This is a genomic window from Streptomyces decoyicus (assembly GCF_019880305.1).
GTDB lineage: Bacteria > Actinomycetota > Actinomycetes > Streptomycetales > Streptomycetaceae > Streptomyces > Streptomyces decoyicus.
The window spans coordinates 7,272,482-7,295,476 of the sequence record NZ_CP082301.1 but is presented as its reverse complement, the minus strand read 5'-3'; the positions used below and the strand labels follow the sequence as shown (position 1 = coordinate 7,295,476).

Sequence of the window (22,995 nt, the reverse complement as noted above, 5' to 3'; positions counted from 1 at the left end):
GGGTCGGGGTCGTCAGTCCTCGCGGCGGGCCGCGTCCGCGAGGGTGATCCGCAGGATGCGGGGAACGGGCAGGCCGCAGCGGCGGAAGGCATCGGCAGCGGCGGCCCGGACCGCCGCGCGCCGGTCCCGGGGCACCAGCAGCAGCACACTGCGGCCGGGGCGGGCGCCGGGCCACCAGGCGGACCATGCACCGGCGCGCAGGGTTTCACGGACCGCGGTGGCGAGGCCGGTGGCCACGGAGGAGGGGGTGGCGCCGGCCGCGGCCCCGCCGTCCGCCCCCGCGTCCCCACCGGTGGTGAGGCGGGCCGTCAGGAGCAGCAGACGGGGATCGGGGCTGCCGTCAGGGGCGCGCAGCGGCTGATGGGTGCTGCCGTCGGCCGCGAGGAGGTGGCCGGCCCGGGCGAAGAGCACGGCGCGGCGCAGCCCGTCGTCGCCGGGTGCGGCGGCGCCCAGGAGACGCACCAACTGGGCGCGGTCCGGCGGGCACCCGCCCCGGCCGGCGTGCGCGCCCGCGACGGCCAGGGCGACCGCGCACTCCAGCGGTTCGGCGACGGGCAGCCCCACGGCGTCGGGCAGGGGGGCGTTCAGCTGGAGATCGGCGCCGCCCCGTCCGCATCCGGCGGCGGCGAGGGCGCGCAGCGCGGCATACGGGCGGGCCGCCCAGTCGGGGGCGCGGGCGGCCGGTCCGGTGAGGGGGAGTTCGGCGGTCTCGGCGGGGTGGTTGAGCGAGCCGCAGCGCAGCACTCCGTCGGCGCGCGGGGCGACGGCCACGTCGACGTAGTGGCCGGCCGCCGCGAACCAGTCGGTCCGTGGCGCGGCCGCGGTGTGCGGCGGGCCGGACGGAACGGCAGCCGCGGCGACCCGGAAGGCGTACGGGGCCCGCCACACCGCGTCGGGCGGGCGGTGGTACGCCGTCGCGAAGCCGTGGGAGAGCAGGCGCAGCAGCGGGTCCGCCGTGGTGCGGTACGCCAGGTCCCCCGCGTTCACCCCAGCTCCTTGCGGGCGAGCAGCCGGTAGGCGTTGCCGCCGTCGGTGGCCCGGGCCACCACGGTGCGCAGGGAGTCGAGGGCGAGCGCGGCGGCGTAGCAGGGCACCGCCATGGCCTGTACGGCGCTGCGGGCGGCACGCCGGGCCGGGGTGGCGGGGACGGCGGACCAGGGGGCGTCCGGGTCGGGGGCGAGTCCGTTCGCGGCGAGGGCGACGGCGCCGAGGAAGTCGCCGTTGGACTGGTGGGCCGCGCCGTGCTGCTCGGCGAGGATCGTGAATCCCCGTGCGGTCAGGGCCTGTTCGAGGTTCCTGGCCGGCATGAGGTGCTGGTGCTGGGGCTGGAACCAGGGCAACCAGTAGCGGCCGAGCAGCCGGCCGGCCCGGGACCGGGGGTCGGGGAGTTCGATGAGCAGATGGCCGCCAGGGGCCAGGACCTTGACGGCCGCGTCGAGTTCGGCGAAAGGGTCCCGGGTGTGTTCGAGGTAGTGGTGCATGCTCACCGTGTCGTAGCGGCCGGCGAGCCGGTCGGCGAGGTCGGGGAACTGGCCCTGGTAGGCGGTGTCGATCCAACCCCGGCGTGCGGCCTCGTGGACCCCTTCGCCCATGTCCAGTCCGTCGAAACGGGTGTCGGGCCATACGGCGCGTGCCGCGTTGCAGAAGTGTGCCGCGGCGGTGCCGACGTCGAGCCAGGCCCTGGGGGTGGTGAAGGGCCGGAGCATTTCCGCGCGGGCGCGGTAGGTGCTGCTCATCCGGCCCAGGACCAGGGCGGCGCCGTCGCCGCCGAGGCCTTCGTAGAAGTCGCGGTAGTAGAAGTCGAGCCCGTCCTGGGTGAGCCGGGGGTTCTGGAAGATGTGGCCGCAGTGGCGGCACTCTTCGAGGGTGAAGCGGCCGGGCTTGCCCTGGAGCAGGTCGGGTGTACGGAGCCGCACGGCGGGTTCGGGTGCGGAGCACCAGGGGCAGTCCGGGCGGCGGGGCTCGAAGAACCGGCCCGTGCCGGCCGCCAGTTCGGCGGTGTACGCGGCCCGGCGCGTCTCGTCGCCCGCGGGGTCGGGCGTGTCGGCGGCCGGTGTGGCGAGGGTCCGCAGCGCGCCGGACAGGGCGCGCAGCGGACGGGAAGCGGTGGCGCGGGCAAGGCCGGCGGGGCGCGGTCCCCGGGCCGGGCCCAGGACGACGGCGGGCTGGAGCCAGTACAGGGCGGTGGCCGCCGCGCCCCAACGCGGCGCCGAGACCAGGCACTTCACCAGCAGGGCGAGACCGGCGAGCCGGGCGGCGGACAACAGGGCCGGCGGGAGTCCACGGGCGCGGAGCTCCTCGGCGTGCCGGGCGGGGTCGGGGGGCGGCGCGGTCAGACCCGGGGCGATGGCCCAGCCGGTGGCGTCGGGGGCGTACTCCTTGAGGGTGCGGACGAGGCGGAGCAGATCGGCCGTCGAACGCGGCGGTACGGCGGTGTCGAGCCCGGCCCGCCGGTGGACGTCGTCGGACACCAGCAGGGCGTGGCCCGCGCCCTGTCCCGGGGCGCACCGGTCGGTGCGGTGGGCCGCCGGGTCGAGCAGCCGGAGCAGACCGAGGGTGCTTTCGGGGTCCAGGCGAGCCGGGATCAGGTCCACGACCCCCAGTCCTTCGCGTGCGGCGTGGCCGGCCGCGGCACGCACGGTCGCCTCGTCGGCCACGACACCGGGCGCGGTGATCAGGTGCCAACCCGGGAGCAAGGGCCACGGGACGCCGTGCGGCCCGGTGGGGTCGAGCACGGGCAGCGCGGCGAGCCTGCGGCGGGCGCGCACGGTGCCCGCTCCCAGGGCCGTCACGGCGGCGGCCGCCACCCATCGTGTGCGGCGTCCCGAACGGTGCGCTCGCGTCATCTGGCTCACGGTCCCTTCTCGTTCTCGGTCGGGGCGGTGCCGGGGCCGGGCGGGGCGGGGTGCCGTACGGCGGACCGGCCGGGGCCCGTGGCGCCGGACGGCAGCTTCTCCAGACGGTCGGCCGCGGTGAGGGCGCCGCCCGCCGCGGCGAAGGACGCCTGGATGCGGCGGGCCGCACGACGGTGGGCCGGATCGTCCAGTACGGCGGCCAGCGCCCGGTGCAGCTCGTCCGCACGGGCCCGGCCGAAGCGCACCCGCACTCCCGCGCCGGCCTCGGTCACCTGCCGGGCGACGATCGGCTGATCGTCGCGGACGGGCGCCACGACCAGCGGCAGTCCGTGGGCCAGCGCCTCGCACACGGTGTTGTGGCCGCCGTGGCACAGCACGGCGTCGAGGTGCGGCAGCAGGGCGAGCTGCGGGACGTACTCCTGGTGCACCAGGTGGTCCGGGACGGTCCCGGCGAGGTCGACGGGGGCGGCCAGGATCAGCTGTGCCCGGTCCGCGAGGGCGTCCGCGGCACGCAGTACCGCGGGGTAGAAGCGGGCGCCCGCCTCGCGGTTGAGGGTGCCGAGGGAGACCAGCACCCGCGCGCGTCCGGGATCGAGCCGGTGCCACGGGAAGTCGTGGGCGGACGGGCGGGCGCCGAAGGCGGGCCCGACGAAGACGTAGTGGGGCGGGTACCTCCGCCCTCCGGGCCGGACGGCAGCGCCGGGCGTGCCGTCGGCCGCCCCGCTCGCGCGCGCCCCGTTCCCGGACGGCCCGCCGTCCCCGATGAGTTCGGGGGAGCCGTCCCCGATGAGTGCTGGGGCGCCGCCACCGATGAGTGCCGGGGTGGAGAAGACCAGGACGAGGTGCGGGGAGAAACGTGGGTCCCAGCCGCTGGGCGCCCCGGATTCGGCGAGCAGCGCCGCGATGCGCTGCGCCACCCACTCCCCCACCTTGGGGACACCGTCGAAGGGCCGGGTGAACTCGGCCGAGGTGGTCGCCGAGGTCGCCCAGGGCAGACCGTGGCGGCGCGCCACCAGCGGCCCGGCCAGGGCCTGTTGGTCGGCCACCAGCACATCCGGCGCAAAGGCTTCGACGGCGGTGTGCACGCCGGGCAGCATCGCGCGGGCGAGCGGGATGAGGACCTCCGCCCACAGGAAGCGCAGGGCCGCGATGCCCCGTAGATCGCGCCACCGCCCGTGCAGGACGTCCGTGCTGTCGGCCGCGTCCCCGTCCCCCGCCGCGTACAGGAGGGAGCCCGCGGGAAGCAGCGGCGCGAGGGCCGCGGCGGGGCCGGTCCAGGCGACCTGGTGGCCGCGTGCGGTGAGTTCGGCGGCGACGGCGATCGTGGGGTTGACGTGTCCGACCAGCGGCGGGACGACGAACAGCACTCTCATCCGGTCACCGCCCCGGCCGGGGCGCCGAGCCGTGCCAGCACCGCTGCGCACAGCCCTTCGGTGGCTTCGTTGAGCACGGTGTGCCCCACCCCGGGGAGGACACACAGCTCGCAGTCCGGCGCGGCACCCGCCAGTTCCCGTGCGCCGGGGAGGAGTTCGGAGTGCTCTCCGTAGACGGCGAGGACCGGGCAGGCCAGCCGGGCGAAGTCGGGGGCGGTGAAGGCGCTGCCCGCGGCGATGTCCTCGATCAGGGTGGTCCGGTTGAGCAGGGCGTCGGCGCCGGCGGTCAGCCGGGCCTCCTTGCGCCGCCCGAGCGCGGCGAGCTGCTCGGGCAGACGGCGGTGTTCGAGGCCGAGGGCCGCGACGGAGAGGGTGTCGGTCATGTCCTCGACCCAGTCACCGGTCAGCTGGGCGTCGATCAGCACGAGTGAGGCGACCAGGTCGGGCCGGACGAGTGCGGTGTGCAGGGCGAGCACACCGCCGTAGCTGTTGCCGATCAGATGGACCGGGCGCCGGTCGAGGCCGAGGGAGGCGAGCAGGGCGGCGAGATCGTCCACCGCGGTGTCCCTGTCGTAGCCGCCGGGCGGGCGTTCGCTGCGGCCGTGCCCGCGCTGGTCGTAGAGGAGCACCTCGTGGCCGGCGCGGGAGACGGGGCCCGCCAGGGTGCAGTAGAAGCTCGACAGGTTGTCCATCACGAGGCCGTGGAGGAAGACGACCGTGGGGCCGCCGCCGCGGCCCGGCAGCCGCTGGGTGTGCAGGCGCAGCCCGCCTGCGGGGGTGAGGGCCATGGTGCGCTCAGCCCGCGCAGGCCTGGTCGGCGGCGGTGGCCCGGTCGATGTGGACGGCGAGTTCGCCGACCGTCAAGGCCAGGATCTGGTCGATGTCCTTCTCCGCGAGCAGGCCGAGGAGATCCACCGAGCTGCCGTAGCGCTGCTGGAGCAGCTCGGCCAGGGCGACGAACTCGATGCTCTCCAGCGCCAGATCGTCGTTGAAGGTGGTCGCGGGGGTGATCTCGCCGACGACGAGCAGTTCGTCGCCGACGACGCTCACCAGCATGTCGGTGATCTCGGCGAGGATCGTCCGGGTGCGCTCGGGGAACGGGTCAGCTGCCATGGGTGGCCTCCGTGGGAGTGGGGGTGTCGGTGCCCGTTCGGTCCGCGGGCGGCGGCCCGGTCCAGGCGACGACATGGCGCGCGGACAGGTCGTGGACGGAGTCGAGGTGGACGAGGTGGCTCCGGCCGTCCGGGGAGGCCACCCGGAGCGCGCCGCCCGGCGCGGACGTCACGGACCACTCCAGCGGCCGGCCGCCGAGGCCGCTGCCCGCCGCCTTCGCCGCGGCCTCCTTGGCGCACCACAGGGCGGTGACCCAGTAGGCGCGGCCGGTGCCCGGGCCAGGTGCCTCCCGGGCGTGGAGGCCGTCCGCCAGACGGCGTTCGGCCGGGGTGAGGGCGATCCGTTCGAGGGCCCGCGGATCGTCGCTGACGGATTCGATGTCGATGCCGACGGGGCCCGACCGGTGGGCGAGGGCGACGGCGACATGGTCCTTGTGCGCGAGCGAGAGATGGACACCGCCGGCGAGCGGGCCTTCGGGCCGGGGACGGCCGTGGTGGTCGTTGCCGACGGGGACCTCGGCAGGGAAGACGGGCCCGGCTCCCGACTCCCACAACAGCTCACGGACCGCGTCCTTGGCGGCGATCCGGCCCAGCAGCCATGCCGCGCGGGCGCGCGGTGCGCACCGTTCGTAGCGGGCGCGTTCGGCCGCGCCCAGATAGCGGCGCATGACCAGCTCCTGCGAGGCCGGGTCCGACCAGCGGCGCCGGGCCAGGCACCAGCCGCCCGGCCGGGGCTCGCCGATGCCGCACACCTCCGGGGTGAACTTCATGGGCCACACCCGCTCGTCCGCTCCGAACCGCCGGTACGTCCAGCCCTCCAGCCGCGCCCATACGCCGCCGTCGGGACCTTGCAGTTCCACATCGCCGCGCACCGAGCCGGGCCGTACCTCACGGATCCGGGCGGTGGCCGCCAGCAGCGTGCCCGCGCGGGGCGGGGGCCCGTAGAGCCGTACGCGGTCCAGGGTCGCGGGGAAAACCAGCCGGTCGCCGGTCAGTTTCAACTGCATCCAGTGGCCGAGGAGCTGGCCCGCGGCGTCCAGGAGGGCGCCGGGCGCGGGCAGGGCACGCAGCGTTCCGCGGATGCCGTCGGCGGCGAGCGTGCTGACCTCGTGGACCCCGGCGAACGCCGGGCCGTGGAACATCCACCGGTCCCGGTAGAGGGCCTCGGCGCTGACGGGCGCGGGCCGGCCGGAGGCCAGGGCCGAGGGGTCGGGGGGCGGCGGAGCCGGGTGGTGTGCCGCGAGATGGACGGTGACGGCGGCATGGTCGCCGAGGCGTACCCGTACCCGGCCGTCGTCGGCAGGGGCGGCGGTGACGGCCAGGTCGACGGGCGGGGCGACGGGCAGCCAGCGCAGGGCCCGTACGTCGGAGTAGCCGGTGACGAGGTGTCCGGGCCGCGCCTCCCGGGCCGCCTCTGCGGCCAGTTCCAGCAGTGTGGTCATGGGGACGACGGGGAAGCGGTCGGCGGGCTCGGGCCAGTCGTCGGGCTGGAGGTAGACGCAGTGGTCGCGGACGTACGGGAGGGTGCCGAGGGAGAGGTGGCGGGTGGTGCGGAGGGGGTGGGGACGGGGGTGGGGGCGGCTGGGTCACGCGGAGGGGCGTGGGGGCCGGGGTGGGCCGGTCGGTGCGGAGGGGGCCGGGGGCCGGAGGTGGCTGGGTGGTGAGGAGAGGGCCCGGAGCCGAGGGCGGCTGGGTGGTGGGGAGAGGGCCCGGAGCCGAGGGCGGCTGGGCGGTGGGGAGAGGGCCCGGAGCCGAGGGCGGCTGGGTGGTGGGGACGAGGCCGGGGGCGGGGGCGGGGGTCTGCCGGGCGGCTGCCGCGGCGACCGTGTGGGTTGCGGCCCGGGTTTCGGCGAGGAGAGCGTCGAGGGCCTGCCGGACGGGTTCCGCGACCGGCGGCCAGGGGTGCCGCGGCGCTCCCCCGCCCCCCCCGCCCCCTCCCCCTCCTCCCCCTTCGGGGGAGGGGGCGGGGGGTGGGTTCGGGGGTGGGGGTGGGCCCGCGGGCGCGAAAAGCCCGGTGCCCGGCGCCGCCCCGCCGAGGCGGACCAACGGCGAGCCGAGGTCGAGCCGGACCGGCGCGCCGACTCCTAACGGGGCGGCGACTCCTGATGGGGCGGAAGCTCCTGACGGGGCGGCGGCTCCTGACGAGGCCCCGACGGGATCCGCGGCGGCCGGGATGGCGGCGCGGTCGGCGTCGGCCGGGGCGGCGGCGGGATCCGCGGCGGCCGGGGCGGCGGCGCGGCCCACAACAGCCGGGGCCAAGGCGTGATCCGCAACAGCCGGGGCAGCCCCGGCGGCCGGGACGTCCGCGACAGGCGAGGCGCCCGCGACAGCCAGGGCAGCCCCGATGGGCGGCCCCAGCCGCTCCCAGCGCGGACGCAGTCCCTCGGCCCACAATGCAGCCGACAGCCGGCGCAGTTGCGCCCTTCCGTCACGGCGGGAGTCGGCCGCCGCCACGGCGAGATGGTCCTCCCCGTGGAGGGTGTCGGCGACGAAGCCCGTCAGGCTGCCCGCGCCGATCTGGACGAAGGCGCGTACGCCCGTCTCGTACAGCCGTCTGGTCAGTTGCTGGAAGCGGACCGGTTCCAGGAGGTGCCGCAGGACCAACTGGCGTATCTCTGCGGGCTCTTGAGGGAAGGGGGCGACGGTCGTGGCCGACCATACGGGGAGGTGTGGGTCCCGCAGCGGCAAGGCGTCGAAGGCGGCGCCGACCTGGCCGAGGTAGGGCGCCCACATCGGCGTGTGGAAGCCGGAGCGGAAGGGCATCTCCTGGGCCCGTACGCCCTGCCGGGCGAGTCTGCTCACGGCCTCGGCCAGCTGCTGGGGGGCTCCGCAGATCACCGACTGGTGCGGGCAGTTGTCGTGGCTGACCGCGACCCGCGCCAGGCCTTCGAGCGCCGCGGCCGCCTGTGCGGCGCCGCAGCCCAGTGCCGCGTAGACCAGGTCGGGTACGGCGAGGGTGCCGGACCGCAGCGAGTCGAGGAAGGTGTCCACGGCCCGGTGCGGATACATTCCGGCGACCACCATGGCGGTCCATTCCCCGAGGCTGTGGCCGGTCAACAGGTCGGGGGCGATGCCCAGTTCGGCCACGGCGCGGGCGAGCAGTCGGCCGACGGCCAGGGAGTCGACGGCTCGTTCGACCAGGCCGCTGCCGCCGGAGACCGTGGGGCGGGGCAGGGACAACCGCTCGGCGATGTCGTCCACACGCGGCGGCGGCTCCGCCTCCAGCCCCGGGAACACGAAGGCCAGCCGCGCTCCCGTCTCCCGCGCGTGCGGCCCGAAGAAGGGGCTCGGGGTGAACCACACCTCGCCGCGTCCCCGCCAGGGCAGTCCGCGCGCCAGGATCTTGGCGGCCAGGGCGCGGCGCTGCGGGGTGGGGTCGAGCAGGGCGAGGCGGCAGGGGCCGTCGTCTGCGAGCAGGCACGTGTCCGCGCCCGAGCCCCCCTCGCCCACACTCCGCAATTTTTCGGCGAGTGCGCCGGGAGAGTCCGCGGTGAGCAGCACGGTGCGCTCCGGTTCCACCGTGCGCGCCGTCCGCTCCGGTACCGCCGTGCGCGGCGTCCGGTCCGGTTCCGCCGTGCGCGCCGTCGGCTCCAGTACGGCCGTCCGCTCCGGTTCCCCCGTGCGCGCCATGCGCTCCAGTACGGCCGTCCGCTCCGGTACCGCCGTGCGCGGCGTCCGGTCCGGTTCCGGCGTCCGCAACGGATCCGCCGTCCGGTCCGGTTCCGTCGTCCGCCCCGGATCCGTCGCCCGGTCCGGTTCCGCCGTCCGCAACGGATCCGCCGTCCGCTCCCCTTCCACCGTCCGCAGTGGGGAGTTCCGGGGCACCGGCGGCGCGGCGGCACGCGACCGTCCCGGGGCTTCCTCCAGGATGACGTGGGCGTTGATCCCGCCGAAGCCGAAGGCGTTGACACCGGCCCGCAGGGGTGCCCGTCCGGCGTCCCAGGGCTCGGCCTCGGTGACCGGGCGCATCCGGGTCCGTGCCAGGCCCTCGTGCGGCTCGTCCAGATGAAGGGTCGGCGGCAGGGTCCGGTGGTGGACGGCGAGGGCGGCCTTGATCAGTCCGGCGATGCCGGCGGCCTGCATGGTGTGCCCGAGCATCGACTTCACCGATCCCAGGCCGACGGGCGACCGGCCCGCGCCGGGCGGTCCGAACACCCGGGCCAACGTGTCCAGTTCGGCGCCGTCGCCGACCGGGGTCCCGGTCCCGTGCGCCTCCAGCAGGCCGAGTGCCGTGGAGTGTTCCGGGTCGAGGCCCGCGCTGCCCCAGGCCTGCTCCAGCGCCCGTATCTGCCCCTCCGTCCTGGGGTTCATCAGACTCGACGCGCGCCCGTCCCCCGCCACTCCCGCCCCGCGGAGGACCGCGTAGACCCGGTCCCCGTCGCGTTCGGCGTCGGCCAGGCGTTTGAGGAGGACGACGCCGGTGCCTTCGGAGAGCAGGGTGCCGTCGGCCCGGCGGTCGAAGGGGCGGATGCTCTGGGAGGGGCTGAGGGCGCGCAGTTGGGTGAAGACGCTCCACAGGGTGGCGATGTGACAGTGGTGCACGGCTCCGGCCGCCACGAGGTCGCAGCGCCCGGCGGCCAGCAGGTCGACGGCCTGCGCCACGGCCAGCAGCGAGGAGGCGCAGGCCGCGTCGAGGGTGTAGGCGGGGCCGCGGAAGTCCAGCCGGTTGGCGGTCCGGGCGGCGGTGAAGCTGGGCACCAGGCCGATCGACGCCTCCGGCTGTTCGGGGCCGAGGCTCGCCTGGAACGCCTCCCGTACGGCAGTGATCTTCGACTCCCCCCATTCCGGGGCGAGTTCGCGCAGCGTGACGGCGAGCTGGTGGGCCGTTCGGACCCGCTGGTCGAGCCGGGCGGTGGCCACGCCCATGAAGCCGCCGCGGCCGAGGATGACGCCGATACGGGAGCGGTCGGCGGGCAGCCGCTCCTGGCCGCCCGCGTCGGCGATGGCGTCGGCAATCGCGCGCAGGGCGAGCAGTTGATCGGGCTCGGCTCCCGGTACGGCGCTGGGCATGATGCCGAAGCGGGTGGGGTCGAAGGCGGCCGGCTCGTCCAGGAAGCCGCCCCGCCGGCAGTAGAAGCGGTCGCTGCGGGCGGGGCCTTCGGCGCCGTGCGGGTCGTAGTAGATCTCCGGGTCCCAGCGGTCGGGCGGCACGTCGGTGATGCAGTCCGTGCCGGCCAGCAGATTGCGCCAGTACGCGGCGAGATCGCCGGCGCCGGGGAAGACCGCCCCCATGCCGACGATCGCCGCGTCCGTGGGCCGTGGGCCGGTCCGCCGGGCGCCGGGCTCACTCATCGCCCGCCTCCGCGCCCGCCTCCGCCGCCAGGACGACCTGGGCCGAGGTGCCATGGGCCAGTTCGTCCAGGAAGGCGGCGACCGCGGCCTCGGGGTCCAGGAGCGGGATGCCGCGGCGGGCGTAGGCGCGCTCCAGCTCCGGGGTGACCATGCCGCCGGCGTCGGCCGCCCACGGCCCCCAGTCCACGGCGAGGACACGGCAGGCCGTACGCGCCGACCAGGCCCTGGCGAGGGTGTCCAGGGCGTCGTTGGCGGCGGCGTAGTCGGCCTGGCCGCGGTTGCCGAAGACCCCGGCGACGCTGCCGAAGAGGGCGAGGAAGCTTGTGTCGTCACCGGCCGCCGACAGGAGATGACGGGCCCCGTCGACCTTGCCGGCGAAGACCCGGGCGAAGGAGGCCGGGTCCTTGTCCCACAGCAGCTTGTCCTCCAGGGTGCCCGCGCCGTGCACGATCCCGTCGAGACGGCCGTGCCGGTCCCGGATGTCCTGCGCCACGGCACGGACGGCGGCCGCGTCGGTGACATCGGCCGCGTGATAGCGCACGGAGGCGGCGAGCGGTTCCAGGGCGGCGAGCGTGCCGGTGATCTCACGACGGGCCAGGACGCGGCCGGCCGCCGCCTCGATCTCGGCCGGTCTGCGCAGCCCTCGGGCGATGAGCGCGGCGCGCAGCGCGATGCGGTCGTGGGCGTGCGCGAGCACCGGGTCCTCGGGGGTCTCCTTTAGGGGCGTGCGTCCCAGGAGTTCGATATGGCAGCCGTGGGCGCGGGCCAGGGCGTGGGCCGTGCGGGCGGTGATACCGCGCGCGCCGCCGGTCAGCAGCACCACGGCATCGGCACCGAGGGGCGGCCGGCCGGTGGCGGCCCGGTCGCGGGGCAGTGGCGTGGGGACGGTGCGCAGGGTGGTGCGGGTGCCGTTGGTGCGGCCGACGACGACCGGTTCGCCGGGGGCGCAGAGTTCGGCGAGGAGGTGGGCGGCGATGCGTTCGGGGCGGTCCTTGGGATCGATGTCCACGGCGCGTATCAGGACCTCGGGGTATTCGAGGGCGGCCGTACGGGCAAAGCCGCGCAGCCCGGCGCCGGGCAGCGGGTCGGGAGCCTCCTCCGTGGCGTCGTGGCCGAAGGTGCCGCCCGCCGCGGTGGCCAGCAGCAGCCACCGCGCTCCGCCGGTCAGGGCGGCGCGCAGCCCCGCGTACTGGCCGGGCAGCACCGCACCGCGGCCCGCCCGCAGGGCGCTGAGGTCCACCAGCCCGCCCACCCCGTCCGCCGTGGCCTCGGCCAGCCGCTCGGCGGGGACGGTACGCACCCGTGCGCCATGGCTCTCCAGGAGGGCCGCGAGCGCGAGCGCCACCCCCTGCCCGTCCTCCACGACCGTGAAGTCGCTGCCCGCCACCACCTCGGCGGGCGGCCGGCTCGCGGGCGGGCCGAGGGGAGTGACCTGGACCAGGTGGCGGGTGGGGGGCTGCGGCACGGGGACGCGGCCCGCGTCGCCCGCGGCGGGCGGGGGCGCGGTGGCGGGCGGCGCGGGAACGGACGGCGCGGGCTGCACCAAGGCGGCCGGTGTGGACTCGGGGGTGGCGGGGGCCGGATCGGCCAGGAAGGCGGCGGGATCCGGTGCGGGCGCCCGTAAGGAGAGTGCTGGTGCGGACCCCGGCAAGGCCAGGTCCGGTGCGGACCCCGGCAAGGCCAGGTCCGGTGCGGACTCGGACAAGGCCAGGCCCGGTGCGGACTCGGCCGAGGAAGGGACCGTCGGTGCGGGCTCGGCGTGGGCGGCGGCGATCCAGTCGACGATGCCGCTGATGGTCTTGACCCGGGCGAGCTGCTCCACCGCCGACTCCATGGCGCCGTCGGCGTCCTGCGGCAGTCCGATCCGGTCGGCCAGTGCGCCGATGATCTCCACGCGCTTGATGGAGTCCACCGAGAGATCGGCCTCCAGGTCCAGCCCGGCGTCGAGCATCTCGTGCGGATAGCCGGTCCGGGTGTGGATGATCTCCCGTACGGCGTCCAGGAGTTCGTCGGAGCTCAGCTGCTTCGCCTCGATGAAGGGCGCCGGCGCGAGGGCGGTTTCGGCGGGGGCCCCGGCTTCGTCCGCCAGGGGCGCGGTGTACGACGAGGCGGCCGGCCCGGCGACGGGCGCCGTCCGGCCGACCGCGGGGGCTTCCCCCAAGTACCTGAGCACGACGTCCCGTTGGGCGACGACCAGCTCTCGCGAGACCCGCAGATACTCCAGTACCGCATCCTGCCGGGCCGCGTCACCGGGTGCGGTGCCGGATGCGGTGCCGGATGCGATGCCGTCCGTGGGCGCCGTCCCCTCACCGCCGCGCCAGGTGTCCACGCGACGCGCCGGGCGCAGCCCGCCCGGCAGACAGGCGCCGTCGGCGGTGCGCACCAGATGCCCGTCCACCAGCCATCCCGGGCGGCGCGGCGCCGTGGCGGGCAGGAGCGCCGTACGACCGCGGAACAGGGCCTCCGGGTCGATCGGGACCCCGGCCGCGGCGAGCCGGGCCAGCACGTGCGGCAGCCTGGCCAGCCCGGACTCGCCCGGCACGTCCAACGCCACGGCGGTGTGCGGCCGTCCGCCCAGGATGTGCCCGACGAGGCCGGTGAGCACCCGGCCGGGACCGGCCTCCACAAAGGTGCGCACCCCGGCGGCGTACATGTCCTCGATCTGCTCCACGAAGCGCACCGGTGCGGCGACCTGGTCCGCCAGCATCGCGCGTACCGCGGAGGCCTCGCGCTCGTAGGGGCGCGCGGTGGCGCCGGACCAGACCGGGAAGGCGGGCGCGGACACCTGCGCCGCGGACAGTCCGGCGGCCAGCGCCTCGCGGGCGGCGGCGAGTTGCGGGCTGTGGAAGGCACAGGCGACGGGCAGTCGCCTCGCCTGCACCCCGGCACCGAGCAACGCCGCCACGGCCGCGTCCACGGCGTCCGTGGGCCCCGAGATCACGCTCTGTTCGGGCGCATTGTGATTGGCGACGACGACCCCGGCGCCCTGCGCCAGGCCCCGGACCCGCTCCGGGGTGGCCACGACGGCGGCCATCGCCCCCGGGTCGTCCCCGGCTGCACCGAGGATCGCCTCGCCGCGGCAGGCACTGAGCCGGAGCAGCGTCCCGATGTCGTAGGCGCCCGCCGCCCACAGTGCGGTCAGCTCGCCGTAGGAGTGCCCCGCCGTGCAGTCGGGGTGCACGCCGAGCGTGGTGAGCAGCCGGTGTGCGGCGGCGGAGGCGAGGCCGAGCGCCGGCTGGGCGACGCGGGTGTCCGTGAGGGCGGCCTGCTGGGCGGCCCGGCCCTCGGCGGTGAAGGCGGTGGGCGGGAACATGGCCGCGACCCACTCCGGATCGGCGACGTCCAGCAGGCCGCGCAGCGCGGGGAAGGCGAGGAACAACTCGCCGAGCATCCCCGGCCGTTGGCTCCCCTGGCCGGGGAAGAGGAAGGAGACCAGACCGGGGTCGGCGGCCGGCCGGCGCGGATACACGCCCTCGACGGCGTCGCACCGGCGGGCCGCCGCCAGCTTGACGGCGAGATCGTCGAGGTCGTCGGCCACCACACAGAGCTGGACAGGTCCCGGTGCCGCGGCGGTCTCGGCGGCCAGGTCGCGCAGCGGCCAGGGCCGTCCGGCGGCGTCGTTGTCCGCCAGCCGCGCGGCGAGGCGCTCCATGGCCCGTTCGGCGGCGGGGAGGTCGGCCGCTCGGAAACAGAAGAGCTCGGCGGGCCAGTGCGTCAGGGCGTGGGCGGGCTCGGGCGCGCCGTCGTAACCGGCCAGCACGGCGTGGTAGTTGGTGCCGCCGAAACCGAAGGCGCTCACCCCGGCGATACGCCGCCCCACGGGGACCGGCCAGGGCCGCGCATGCCCGGCGTCGAAGCGGAACGGGCCCGTGTCCGGTCCGGTGTCGGCGGCCGGCCGGGTCAGATGCAGCGTCGGCGGCCGTACGCCCGTGTGCACGGCGCGCGCGGCCTTGATGAGCCCGGCCAGGCCGGCCGCGCATTTGGTGTGCCCGATCTGCGACTTGACCGAGCCCAGTGTGCAGCTGCCCGGTGCGGCTCCCGCGGCCTCGAACAGCTCGGTGAGGACGCCGAGTTCGGCGGTGTCGCCGACGACCGTTCCGGTGCCGTGGGCTTCGAGGAGACCGACCTGCGCGGGGCTGATCCCGGCGCGTCGGTAGGCGCGTTCCAGGGCGCGCCGCTGGCCTTCGGGCCGCGGCGCGATCAGCCCGAGGGAGCGTCCGTCGCTGGAGGTGCCGACCGACTTGATGACCGCGTAGACCCGGTCGCCGTCGCGCTCGGCGTCCGTGAGCCGCTTGAGGACCAGTGCGCCCACGCCCTCGCCGAGCGCGATGCCGTCGGCCGCCGCGTCGAAGGGGCGGCAGCGGCCGGTGGGCGACAGGGCGCGTACGGACGCGAACATCAGATAGTCGTTGATGCCGTTGTGCACATCCGCGCCGCCGCACAGCGCCATATCGCTGTCGTGGTCGCGCAGTTGGCGGCAGGCCAGGTCGAGCGCGGCGAGCGAGGAGGCACAGGCGGCATCGACGGTGCAGTTGGCACCGCCCAGGTCGAGCCGGCTCGCGATGCGCCCGGCGATGACATTGGCGAGCACGCCGGGGAAGGAGTCCTCCGTCAGGCGGGGCAGTTCGGCGTCGAGGCCGGGCGGCAGCTCTCCCAGGTAGGCCGGGTGCAGCGTGCGCAGGCCGTAGGCGCCGGCCAGTTCGGCGCCCGCCTCGGCACCGAAGACGACGCTGGTGCGGGTGCGGTCGAAGTCGCGGTCGGCGTATCCGGCGTCCGCCAACGCCTTGGCGGCCGCTTCCAGGGCGAGGAGCTGCACGGGATCGATGCCGGTGAGGGAGGACGGGGGGATGCCGTGGGCGAGGGCGTCGAACGGGATGGCGGGCAGGAAGCCGCCCCAGCGCGACGGGGTGCGTTCGCCCGCCCGCGCGGGGTCCGGGTCGTGGTACGTAGCGGTGTCCCAGCGCTCGGCGGGGACCTCGGTGACGGAGTCGACGCCGGCGACGACATTGGACCAGAAGCGGGCGGTGTCGGCCGCGCCGGGATAGAAGCACGCCATGCCGACGATGGCGATGTCCAGCGGCTCCGCGTCCCGCTCCGGTTGTCCGTCGGGGGCTTGGAACCGTTCCGCCCGTGCCGTGAGCTGTGCGGTGGCCCCTTCGGTGACGTCGGTGTGCAGCGCGGCGACGGTGGTGGGGGCGCTGCGGGCGGTGGCGGCCTGGCCCAGCATGTACAGGCCCTCCCGGCGCTGTTCCGGCTCCTCCACCGGCGCGGGCGGCCCGCCGTCCGTATGGCGCAGGCCCTTGCTCGCCAGGCGCAGCCGCCCGAGGTTGCGGCGCTCCAGCTCCTCCCACCGGGCGCGCGGGTCGGTGCCCTGCGCGGCGAGGAGATGTTCGGCCGCGGCGAACTCCTCGGCGTAGGCGGTCTCGGCGCAGCGCGTGGCATGGCCCGGTGCGGTCCGCAGCAGTACGGTCCGGTCGCAGGCCAGCGCGGTGTCCTGGAATCCGGGGAGTACGGCGCCGGTGGCCACGGCCTCCTGGGTGAACAGGTAGGCGGTGCCCATCAGGACGCCGATACGGGCGCCGAGCTCGGCGAGCGGGGCCGCGGCGGCCGCCGCCATGGCGGCGGAGCGGGCGTCGTGGATGCCGCCCGCGAAGAGCAGGTCCAGGTCCTCGGCCGTCCCGCCGTGCGTCCGGGTGTGGACGGTCAGCCGCTCGATCTGCTCCTCCCACAGCGGGAAGCTGGCCCGGGGGCCGATGTGACCACCGCACTCCTGCCCCTCGAAGATGAATCTCCGGGCGCCTTCGGCGAGGTAGCGCTCCAGCAGCCCCGGTGCCGGGACATGGAGGTAGGTCCGTGTCCCGGCCGCTTCGAGGGGCGCGGCCTGGGCGGGCCGGCCACCGGCGATGAGGGCGTACTCGGGGGCGAACTCGGCGACCGCGGCGAGTTGTTCGCGCCGGAGTTCGGGCGGTGCGAAGCCGAGCAGTCCCACGCCCCACGGCCGCTCGCCAAGCCGCTCGGCGGTCTCGGCCAGCAGCCGGCGCACCTGCCCGCCGTCCATCACGGCGAGCGCGAGGAAGGGCAGTCCGCCCTCGGCGGCCACGGCGGCGGCGAAGGCGGACTCGTCGCTGACCCGGGTCATCGGCCCCTGGGCAACGGGGAGATGGCGGGCTCGGGGGCGCGGGGCGAGCGGACGGGTGCGGGCCGCCGCGGCGAGGTGCTCCGCGAGGCCGGTCCGTACCGCCTGCACGATGCCACCGGTGGTGCGGTGCCGCGCGGCGAGCCGGGCGGCGAACGCACCGTCCTGGCCGACGGGGAGCAGCTGGGTGTGCAGGTCGCGGGCGCCGAGGAGCGCGGCGACGCGGGCCGGGCCGGTGTCCTCCCCGGTGGTCCCGGCGCCGGCCTCTGCGGGGCCGGCGGCCGCGGGTGTGGTGAGGTCCGGGCGGGTGAGCACCCGGTGGCCCGCGACGAGCGTGGTCTCACTGCCGTCCATGGCCCGGATCGCGGCGGCGACCGCCAGGGGCAGCCGGGCCTCGCCCTCGGTGGTCAGCGCGAGCTGGGAGTCGAGCAGCACTCCGGCCGCGCCACCCGCGACGGCCGCCGCGGCGGTGTGCGGGCCGATGCCCCCGGCGGCGAGCACGGGGACCGTCACGGACGGGTCGGTCAGTACGCGCTGCAACAGGACGCAGGTGGTGAGTTCGCCCACCCGGCCGCCCGACTCATGGCCCCGGGCGACGAGCGCGGTGGCCCCGGCGGCACACGCCGCCGCGGCCTCCTCGGGGGTGGTGATCTCGGCCCATACGCGGCGCCGCCCGCCGCCGGACCAGTCGTCCGGCCCGGGGACCGCGCTCGGTCCGGTGGCGGCGTGCGTGACGGCGTGCGGCACGGCGGCGGCGTACGCCCGTGGGTCGGCGAGCAGCACGGTGTCGACCTCGTCGGGCAGATCGGCGGGCGTGAGCGGGCATCCCACCGGCACCCGCACTCCGTGGCGTAATCGTCCGGTCCTGGCGAGCGCGTCGCGCGCGGCACCGGCGTCCCGGCCGAGGTCCAGCAGGCCGAGCGCGCCCGCGCGTTCGGCCGCCACGACGATCCGCTCGCCCGGCTCCTCGAAGGGCGAGAGCGCGACGACGAGGTCACGGCCCGCGGTCCCAGGGCGGGCGGGCTCGTCGGAGGCGGGACCGGGCCGAGCGGCCCCGGCGGTCTGCCCGGCAGGGGCAGCCGCGGGACGAGCCGGACCGCCGGGAGTGGAGGCAGGAGGGCGGGAACCGGGGTCGCCGGACCCGGAAAGGGGGTTGCCGGGGAGAGGGGGCCAGGGGGCCACGGGCGCTCCTTCTGCTGGGGGCGGACACGCTTTACCACTGCCACCTGCGGTAACCAGCGGTAGGACATGCCCTGGCCCGCTGATACCGCGTTGCATGGTGGAGCCACCCCCTTGCACTGTCAACGCACGCGTACCAGGCGGTAGTTGATTTCGCCAAGGTCACGAAGGTGGTGTTCCACCTCCGCCACCTCCCCGGTACCTGGGCCGATGCCGCCCCGACGGCCGACTCTTGACGCCTCAACTGGCCTGAAATACACCTGGGTTGGCACAGTTGACCAGTGGCTCGCCGCGCAGATGGCGGCCGACCTCGGCGGCGACGATCCGTGCCGCCTTGTGCGCGACCTCCTGGCTGCCGCCCGCGATGTGCGGGGTGAGCACGACGCCGGGAGCGGTCAGCAGCCGGGAGCCCGCGGGCAGCGGCTCCTCGGGGAAGACATCGAAACCGGCGCCGGCCAGCTGCCCGGAGTCCAGGGCGTCGCAGACCGCGTCGTAGTCGAGGAGCGCACCGCGGGCGCAGTTGACCAGGACCGCGCCACGGGGCATCGCGGCGATCTGCCTGCGCCCGATCATGCCCGTGGTCTCCTCGGTGACCCGGGCGTGCAGGGAGACGATGCGGGAGCGGGTCAGCAGTTCGTCGAGGGAGACCTGTTCGGCGAGGCCGGCCAGCGCCTCGGGACGGACGTAGGGGTCGTGGACGAGGGCCTGGGCGCCCATGGCGGCGAGGACCTTGGCGACCCGGCTGCCGATGGCGCCGAAGCCGATCAGCCCGACGGTGGCGCCTTCGATCTCGATGCCACAGGTGTCGTAGTCGTAGTAGTCGCCGCGCCAGACGCCCCGGCGCAGGTCGGTGTGGGTGTCGCCGACGCCGCGGGCGGCGGCCAGCATCAGGGTGAGGGTGTGCTCCGCGGTGGCCGTGGCGTTGCGGCCGGGGGCGTAGCAGACCGCGACGCCGTGCCGGGTGGCGGCTTCGACGTTGGCGTTGACCGGGCCGCCGCGGCTGGTGCAGAACAGCTTCAGATCGGGGCAGTGGGCGAGGATCCGCTCGGTGAGCGGGCCGTGCTCGGTGACACAGATCTCGACGCCTTGGAGGGCCTCGATCATCTCGTCCTCGCTGCCGGATGCCTCGATGACCTCGGCGACCGGGCCGAAGGGGGTGTGCGGCCAGTCGAATTGGATCTCGCGTACGTCCAGCGGGGCGTCCCCGGCGGCCGCCTGCACGGCCCGGGTGAACAGGCTCGGGCGGATGAAGTGGTTGCCGGCGGCGAGGACGGTGGTGCTCATGAGGGGCTTCTCCTGAGAGGCGGGTGCGGTACGGGCGGCCGTACGGTCAGTGGAGGGCGGGGGCCCGGTTCAGGGCCGGGGTGTTGAAGCTGAGCAGCGCGGTCCGCCCGTTCTCGATGCGGATCTCGGTGAGGGCGCCGTTGTGCACCTGGGGGAAGACCCGGCGGTAGTCGGCGAGCGGGATCCCCAGCAGATGGCAGAGCAGGACCCGGACGAGGGTGGAGTGCGCGACGACCAGGATCCGGCCGTGCGGCTGCTCGTGGGCGAGGTCGGCGAGGCAGTCGGCGGCGCGCGCGGCGGCGCGGCGCGGGTCCTCCCCGTCGGGCAGATGGTTGTCGACCGGGTCGGCGAGGAAGGCGGCCAGCCGCTCCGGGAAGCGGTGGCGCATCTCGTCCCTGGTCAGGCCCTCGCCCTGGCCGAAGTCGAGTTCGTAGAGCCGCTCGTCGGTGCGTGCGGTGAGGCCGCAGGCCTCGGCGGCGGGGGCGGCGGTGAGCCGGGCGCGGGAGAGCGGGGAGCTGGCGACGGCGGTGAGGCCGGCGGAGGCGGCCCAGGTGGCGAGGGTGGCGGCCTGCTCGCGGCCGTGGTCGGTGAGGGGCACATCGGTGCGGCCGGCGTAGCGGTTCTCCGCATGCCAGACGGTCTCGCCATGGCGTACGAGGATGAAGTCGGTCACGGTGCGGCCCTCCTGCGGGCGTGGTCGGCCACGGCCTGGTCGAGCCAGCCACGGCGGGTGAGTTCGTCGAGGAAACGGAGATGGACGGGGAGGTAGCGGGCGGTGCGGCCCGGTGCGGGCCGGATCTCCCGGTCGATGCGGACCATGGCGGCGGCCGCTTCCTGGAGGCCGGCGCCGGAGGAGGTGGCGGCGAGGACCGCCATGCCGAGGGCGGCCTCGGCCTGCTGCGGCAGCAGTACGGGACGTCCCAGGACATCGGCGCGCAGTTGGCACCAGTAGGCGTTGCGGGCGCCGCCGCCGGTGAGGGTGAGCGGCCCGTCGACGGGCGCGCCGAGGTGGTCGAGATAGTCGAAGCAGAGCCGTTCGAGGCAGGCGACGCCGAGGAGGTAGGCGTGGAATTCGGCGGCCCGGGTGGGGACGTCGCCGAGGACGAAGGGTGTGGCGCCGGGGGCGCGGAAGGGGAAGCGTTCGCCGCCGGTGGAGACCAGGGGGTAGGCGACCGCGTCCGGGTCCAGGGCCGCGGCGCGGGCGGTGAGCGCGTCCAGGTCCTCGCCGGGGAAGTGCCGGGCAAGGACGCCGGCGCCGCTGCTGGAGGCGCCGCCCGGCAGCCAGTTGTCGCCCGGCCCGCGGTGGCAGTAGACGACGCCTGCCGGGTCGCGGACCAGGTGCGGGCTGCTGCCCTTGAGGACGAGGGTGGTGCCGAGCACCGAGTTCCAGGCGCCCGGCGCGAGTGCCCCGGCGCCGATCTGCGCGGCGCAGCCGTCGGTCATCCCGGCGACGATGGTGGTTCCTTCGGGGATGCCGGTGGCCTCGGCGGCAGCGGCGCAGACGGTGCCGAGCGGGCTGCCGGGGCGCACCACCTCGGGCAACAGGCCCTCGGGGGCGCCGAGTTCGTCCATGACCTGCTCCGGCCAGCGTTCCTCGACGAGGTGGTAGCCGGTCTTGAGGGCATGACTGGCGTCGCCGGCGACCTGGTGGCCCGCCAGCCGCCAGGTCACCAGGTCGACCTGGTGCAGCAGCCGGACGCCGGGCCGGCGCGCGGCGGCGTTCTTCAGCAGGGAGACGAGTTTGGGCAGCGCCCAGGAGGGCTGCATGCTGCGGTAGCCCAGTTCCTGCCAGACCGCCTCTCCGGCGGCGTTGACGGCCGCGGCCTCGGCGGCGGCGCGCCCGTCGTCGTACATCAGACCGGGGGTGAGCGGGGTGCCGTGTGCGTCGGCGAGCAGGATCGTGCCGGAGGTGCCGTCGACGGCCAGCCCGCGGATCCGCCGGGTGTCGACGCCGCCGAGGGCCTCCCGGCACGCGGCGGCCAGCGCGCTCCACCACTCCTCGGGGTCCTGCTCGTGCTGCTTGCCGTCGCGCCGGCCGGTCAACGGGCGGGCGGCGGAGGCCAGGACCTGCCCGGTGCCGTCGACGGCGACACAGCGCGCGCTCTGGGTGCCGAGGTCGAGGCCCAGCCAGATGCCGTCGAGGCCGGGGGCGGGGGTGCCGCCGTCGGGGCGCGGGTCAGACACGGGGGCCTCCAGGGGTGGTGCCGGCGGGGTGGCCGGTGGTTTCGGTCGGCCGGCCGGGGGCCTCGGGCCGGCGGCGGGCGCTCCCCCGCCAGACCGCGCCGCCCCGCCAGCCCGCCTCCCGGGCGCGGGCCCGCCAGCCGAGGAAGTCCTCGTACAGCGCGGCATAGAACTCCGCGCGCTCCGGTACGGGCTCCCAACTGCGCTGCATCCGGACGTACTTGGCGGCCGCGCTGTGCATGCTGGTCTCGGCGCCGGTGCGGACCAGGCCGGTGAGGAAGGCGCCCTTGGCGCCGAGTTCGGTGTCGCCGGAGCGGGCGGTGGGCACACCCGTTGCATCGGCGATCAGCGCACACCAGGCATCGCTGTTGGCGCCGCCGCCGCACAGCCGCAGCTCGCTGACGTCCGTACGGGCGGCGGCCAGCGAGTCCCGCAGGACCAGCGAGAGCCCGTCGAAGACGGCGCGCGCCAGATCGGCGGGCGTGTGCTCCAGGGACAGCCCCCAGAAGGAGCCGCGGGCGCCCGGGTCGAGGAACGGGGCCCGCTCGCCGGCCGGGGAGAGGTAGGGCAGGAACATCAGCCCCCTAGCGCCCGGCTCCGACTCGAAGGCGAGCTGTGCCAGCTCCGGGGGGCCGGGCAGGTGGAGCAGCCGGGCGGCCCAGCCGAGGACCTCGGCGCCGTTGAGGGTGGGGAAGGCGCGCAGCACCCGTTCGCGTCCCCGGTAGGCGATGTGGACGCCGGACGGTTCGCCGCCGGTGTCGATGTCGGTACGGACGATCTCGGTGCACAGTGTGGTCCCGAGGATGCTGCAGGCCTGGCCGGGGTTGACGACGCCGACACCGCGGGCGGTGGCGGCGATGTCGTAGGGGGACATCACGACCGGGAGCCCGGCGGGCAGCCCCAGTTCGCCCGCCGCCGCGCCGGTGATCTCGGCGATCCGCTGCGACTCCCCGAGGACGGTGGGCAGCAGCCGCTCGTACGCGCCGAGGCCGAACAGATCGAGGATGTACGGGTCGTACGCGCCGGTGGCGTGGTCGAGGAACGGGGCCGAGGCATCGGATTCATCGCTGGCGCGTACACCGGTGAAGCGCAGGAAGAGCCAGCCGGCGGCGGTGAGCGAGGTGGCGGAGCGGGCCAGCCGGTCCGGGTCGTTCGCGGCGAGCCAGGCGAAGAGGGCATTGGGCATCCCTGCGCAGGTCAGCGAGCCGTTCCGGCGGAAGGCCGCCTCCAGGACGCCGTCGCGCTGCCACCCGGTGAGCAGGTCCCCGGCCCGGCCGTCGGACCACAGGATGGCGGGTCCGGTGGGCCGGCCGCGGTCGTCGACGAGCCAGGCGCCGTCGCCCTGGGCGGTGAAGGACACCAGCCAGACCGGGTCGGACAGCCCGTCGAGGACGGTGCGGACGGTGTGGACGACGGCGTCCCAGACGGCGTCCATGTCCTGTTCCGCCCAGCCGGGGTGCGGGCGCAGGACCTCGGTGGCCCGGCGGGCGACGGCGATCTCGGTGCCCTGGTCGTCGAAGACGACCGACTTGATCACCGTGGTGCCGACGTCGATGGTCAGTACGGACATCAGTGGAGTCCTC

Annotated in this window: 11 protein-coding genes and 1 pseudogene; all 12 read right to left on the bottom strand. The window is 75.9% G+C overall.

Features of this window, described 5'->3' with window-relative positions; all coding sequences use genetic code 11:
- Positions 1–12 precede the first annotated feature (12 nt).
- Positions 13–987, bottom strand: a complete 975-nt coding sequence (locus tag K7C20_RS31810) for a hypothetical protein (protein WP_053208586.1) — start codon at positions 985–987, stop codon at positions 13–15.
- Complete coding sequence (locus K7C20_RS31805; RefSeq protein WP_245170956.1) at positions 984–2,846, bottom strand: class I SAM-dependent methyltransferase; 1,863 nt, start codon at positions 2,844–2,846, stop codon at positions 984–986. The genes K7C20_RS31810 and K7C20_RS31805 overlap by 4 nt, the downstream gene beginning before the upstream one ends.
- Positions 2,847–2,851: 5 nt before the next feature.
- On the bottom strand, positions 2,852–4,222 hold the full coding sequence (locus K7C20_RS31800) for a glycosyltransferase (protein WP_053208587.1): 1,371 nt from the start codon (positions 4,220–4,222) through the stop codon (positions 2,852–2,854).
- A 2-nt stretch (positions 4,223–4,224) separates the two neighbouring features.
- Positions 4,225–5,016, bottom strand: coding sequence for an alpha/beta fold hydrolase (locus tag K7C20_RS31795; RefSeq protein ID WP_030087995.1), 792 nt, complete (start codon positions 5,014–5,016; stop codon positions 4,225–4,227).
- 7 nt (positions 5,017–5,023) lie between these two features.
- The gene (locus tag K7C20_RS31790; protein ID WP_048830251.1) at positions 5,024–5,341 is read right to left on the bottom strand and encodes a phosphopantetheine-binding protein; all 318 of its coding nucleotides are present in this window, start codon (positions 5,339–5,341) and stop codon (positions 5,024–5,026) included.
- Positions 5,331–6,782, bottom strand: a complete 1,452-nt coding sequence (locus tag K7C20_RS39305; protein ID WP_343236133.1) for a 4'-phosphopantetheinyl transferase superfamily protein — start codon at positions 6,780–6,782, stop codon at positions 5,331–5,333. Before K7C20_RS39305 ends, K7C20_RS31790 begins: the two co-directional genes overlap by 11 nt.
- Positions 6,783–7,806: 1,024 nt before the next feature.
- Positions 7,807–10,572 (bottom strand): annotated as a pseudogene (locus tag K7C20_RS38575) (beta-ketoacyl synthase N-terminal-like domain-containing protein); the annotation flags it as partial.
- Positions 10,573–10,624: 52 nt separating this feature from the next.
- Positions 10,625–17,950, bottom strand: coding sequence for a type I polyketide synthase (locus K7C20_RS31775; protein ID WP_053209301.1), 7,326 nt, complete (start codon positions 17,948–17,950; stop codon positions 10,625–10,627).
- Positions 17,951–18,187: 237 nt separating this feature from the next.
- Positions 18,188–19,231, bottom strand: coding sequence for a 2-hydroxyacid dehydrogenase (locus tag K7C20_RS31770; RefSeq protein WP_030078193.1), 1,044 nt, complete (start codon positions 19,229–19,231; stop codon positions 18,188–18,190).
- A 46-nt stretch (positions 19,232–19,277) separates the two neighbouring features.
- The gene (locus K7C20_RS31765) at positions 19,278–19,904 is read right to left on the bottom strand and encodes a histidine phosphatase family protein (protein ID WP_030078191.1); all 627 of its coding nucleotides are present in this window, start codon (positions 19,902–19,904) and stop codon (positions 19,278–19,280) included.
- Positions 19,901–21,415 carry an FGGY-family carbohydrate kinase gene (locus K7C20_RS31760; RefSeq protein WP_209443931.1) on the bottom strand — a complete coding sequence of 505 codons (1,515 nt, stop codon included), beginning with the start codon at positions 21,413–21,415 and terminating at the stop codon, positions 19,901–19,903. Before K7C20_RS31760 ends, K7C20_RS31765 begins: the two co-directional genes overlap by 4 nt.
- The gene (locus K7C20_RS31755) at positions 21,408–22,982 is read right to left on the bottom strand and encodes an FGGY-family carbohydrate kinase (protein ID WP_053209300.1); all 1,575 of its coding nucleotides are present in this window, start codon (positions 22,980–22,982) and stop codon (positions 21,408–21,410) included. The genes K7C20_RS31760 and K7C20_RS31755 overlap by 8 nt, the downstream gene beginning before the upstream one ends.
- Positions 22,983–22,995 lie beyond the last annotated feature (13 nt).

Excerpts from the sequence above, each read along its gene's own strand:
- K7C20_RS31805 (WP_245170956.1), bottom strand. The coding sequence starts at position 2,846 with ATGACGCGAGCGCACCGTTCGGGACGCCGCACACGATGGGTGGCGGCC.
- K7C20_RS31795 (WP_030087995.1), bottom strand. The coding sequence starts at position 5,016 with ATGGCCCTCACCCCCGCAGGCGGGCTGCGCCTGCACACCCAGCGGCTG.
- K7C20_RS31790 (WP_048830251.1), bottom strand. The coding sequence starts at position 5,341 with ATGGCAGCTGACCCGTTCCCCGAGCGCACCCGGACGATCCTCGCCGAG.
- K7C20_RS39305 (WP_343236133.1), bottom strand. The coding sequence starts at position 6,782 with ATGACCACACTGCTGGAACTGGCCGCAGAGGCGGCCCGGGAGGCGCGG.
- K7C20_RS31770 (WP_030078193.1), bottom strand. The coding sequence starts at position 19,231 with ATGAGCACCACCGTCCTCGCCGCCGGCAACCACTTCATCCGCCCGAGC.
- K7C20_RS31755 (WP_053209300.1), bottom strand. The coding sequence starts at position 22,982 with ATGTCCGTACTGACCATCGACGTCGGCACCACGGTGATCAAGTCGGTC.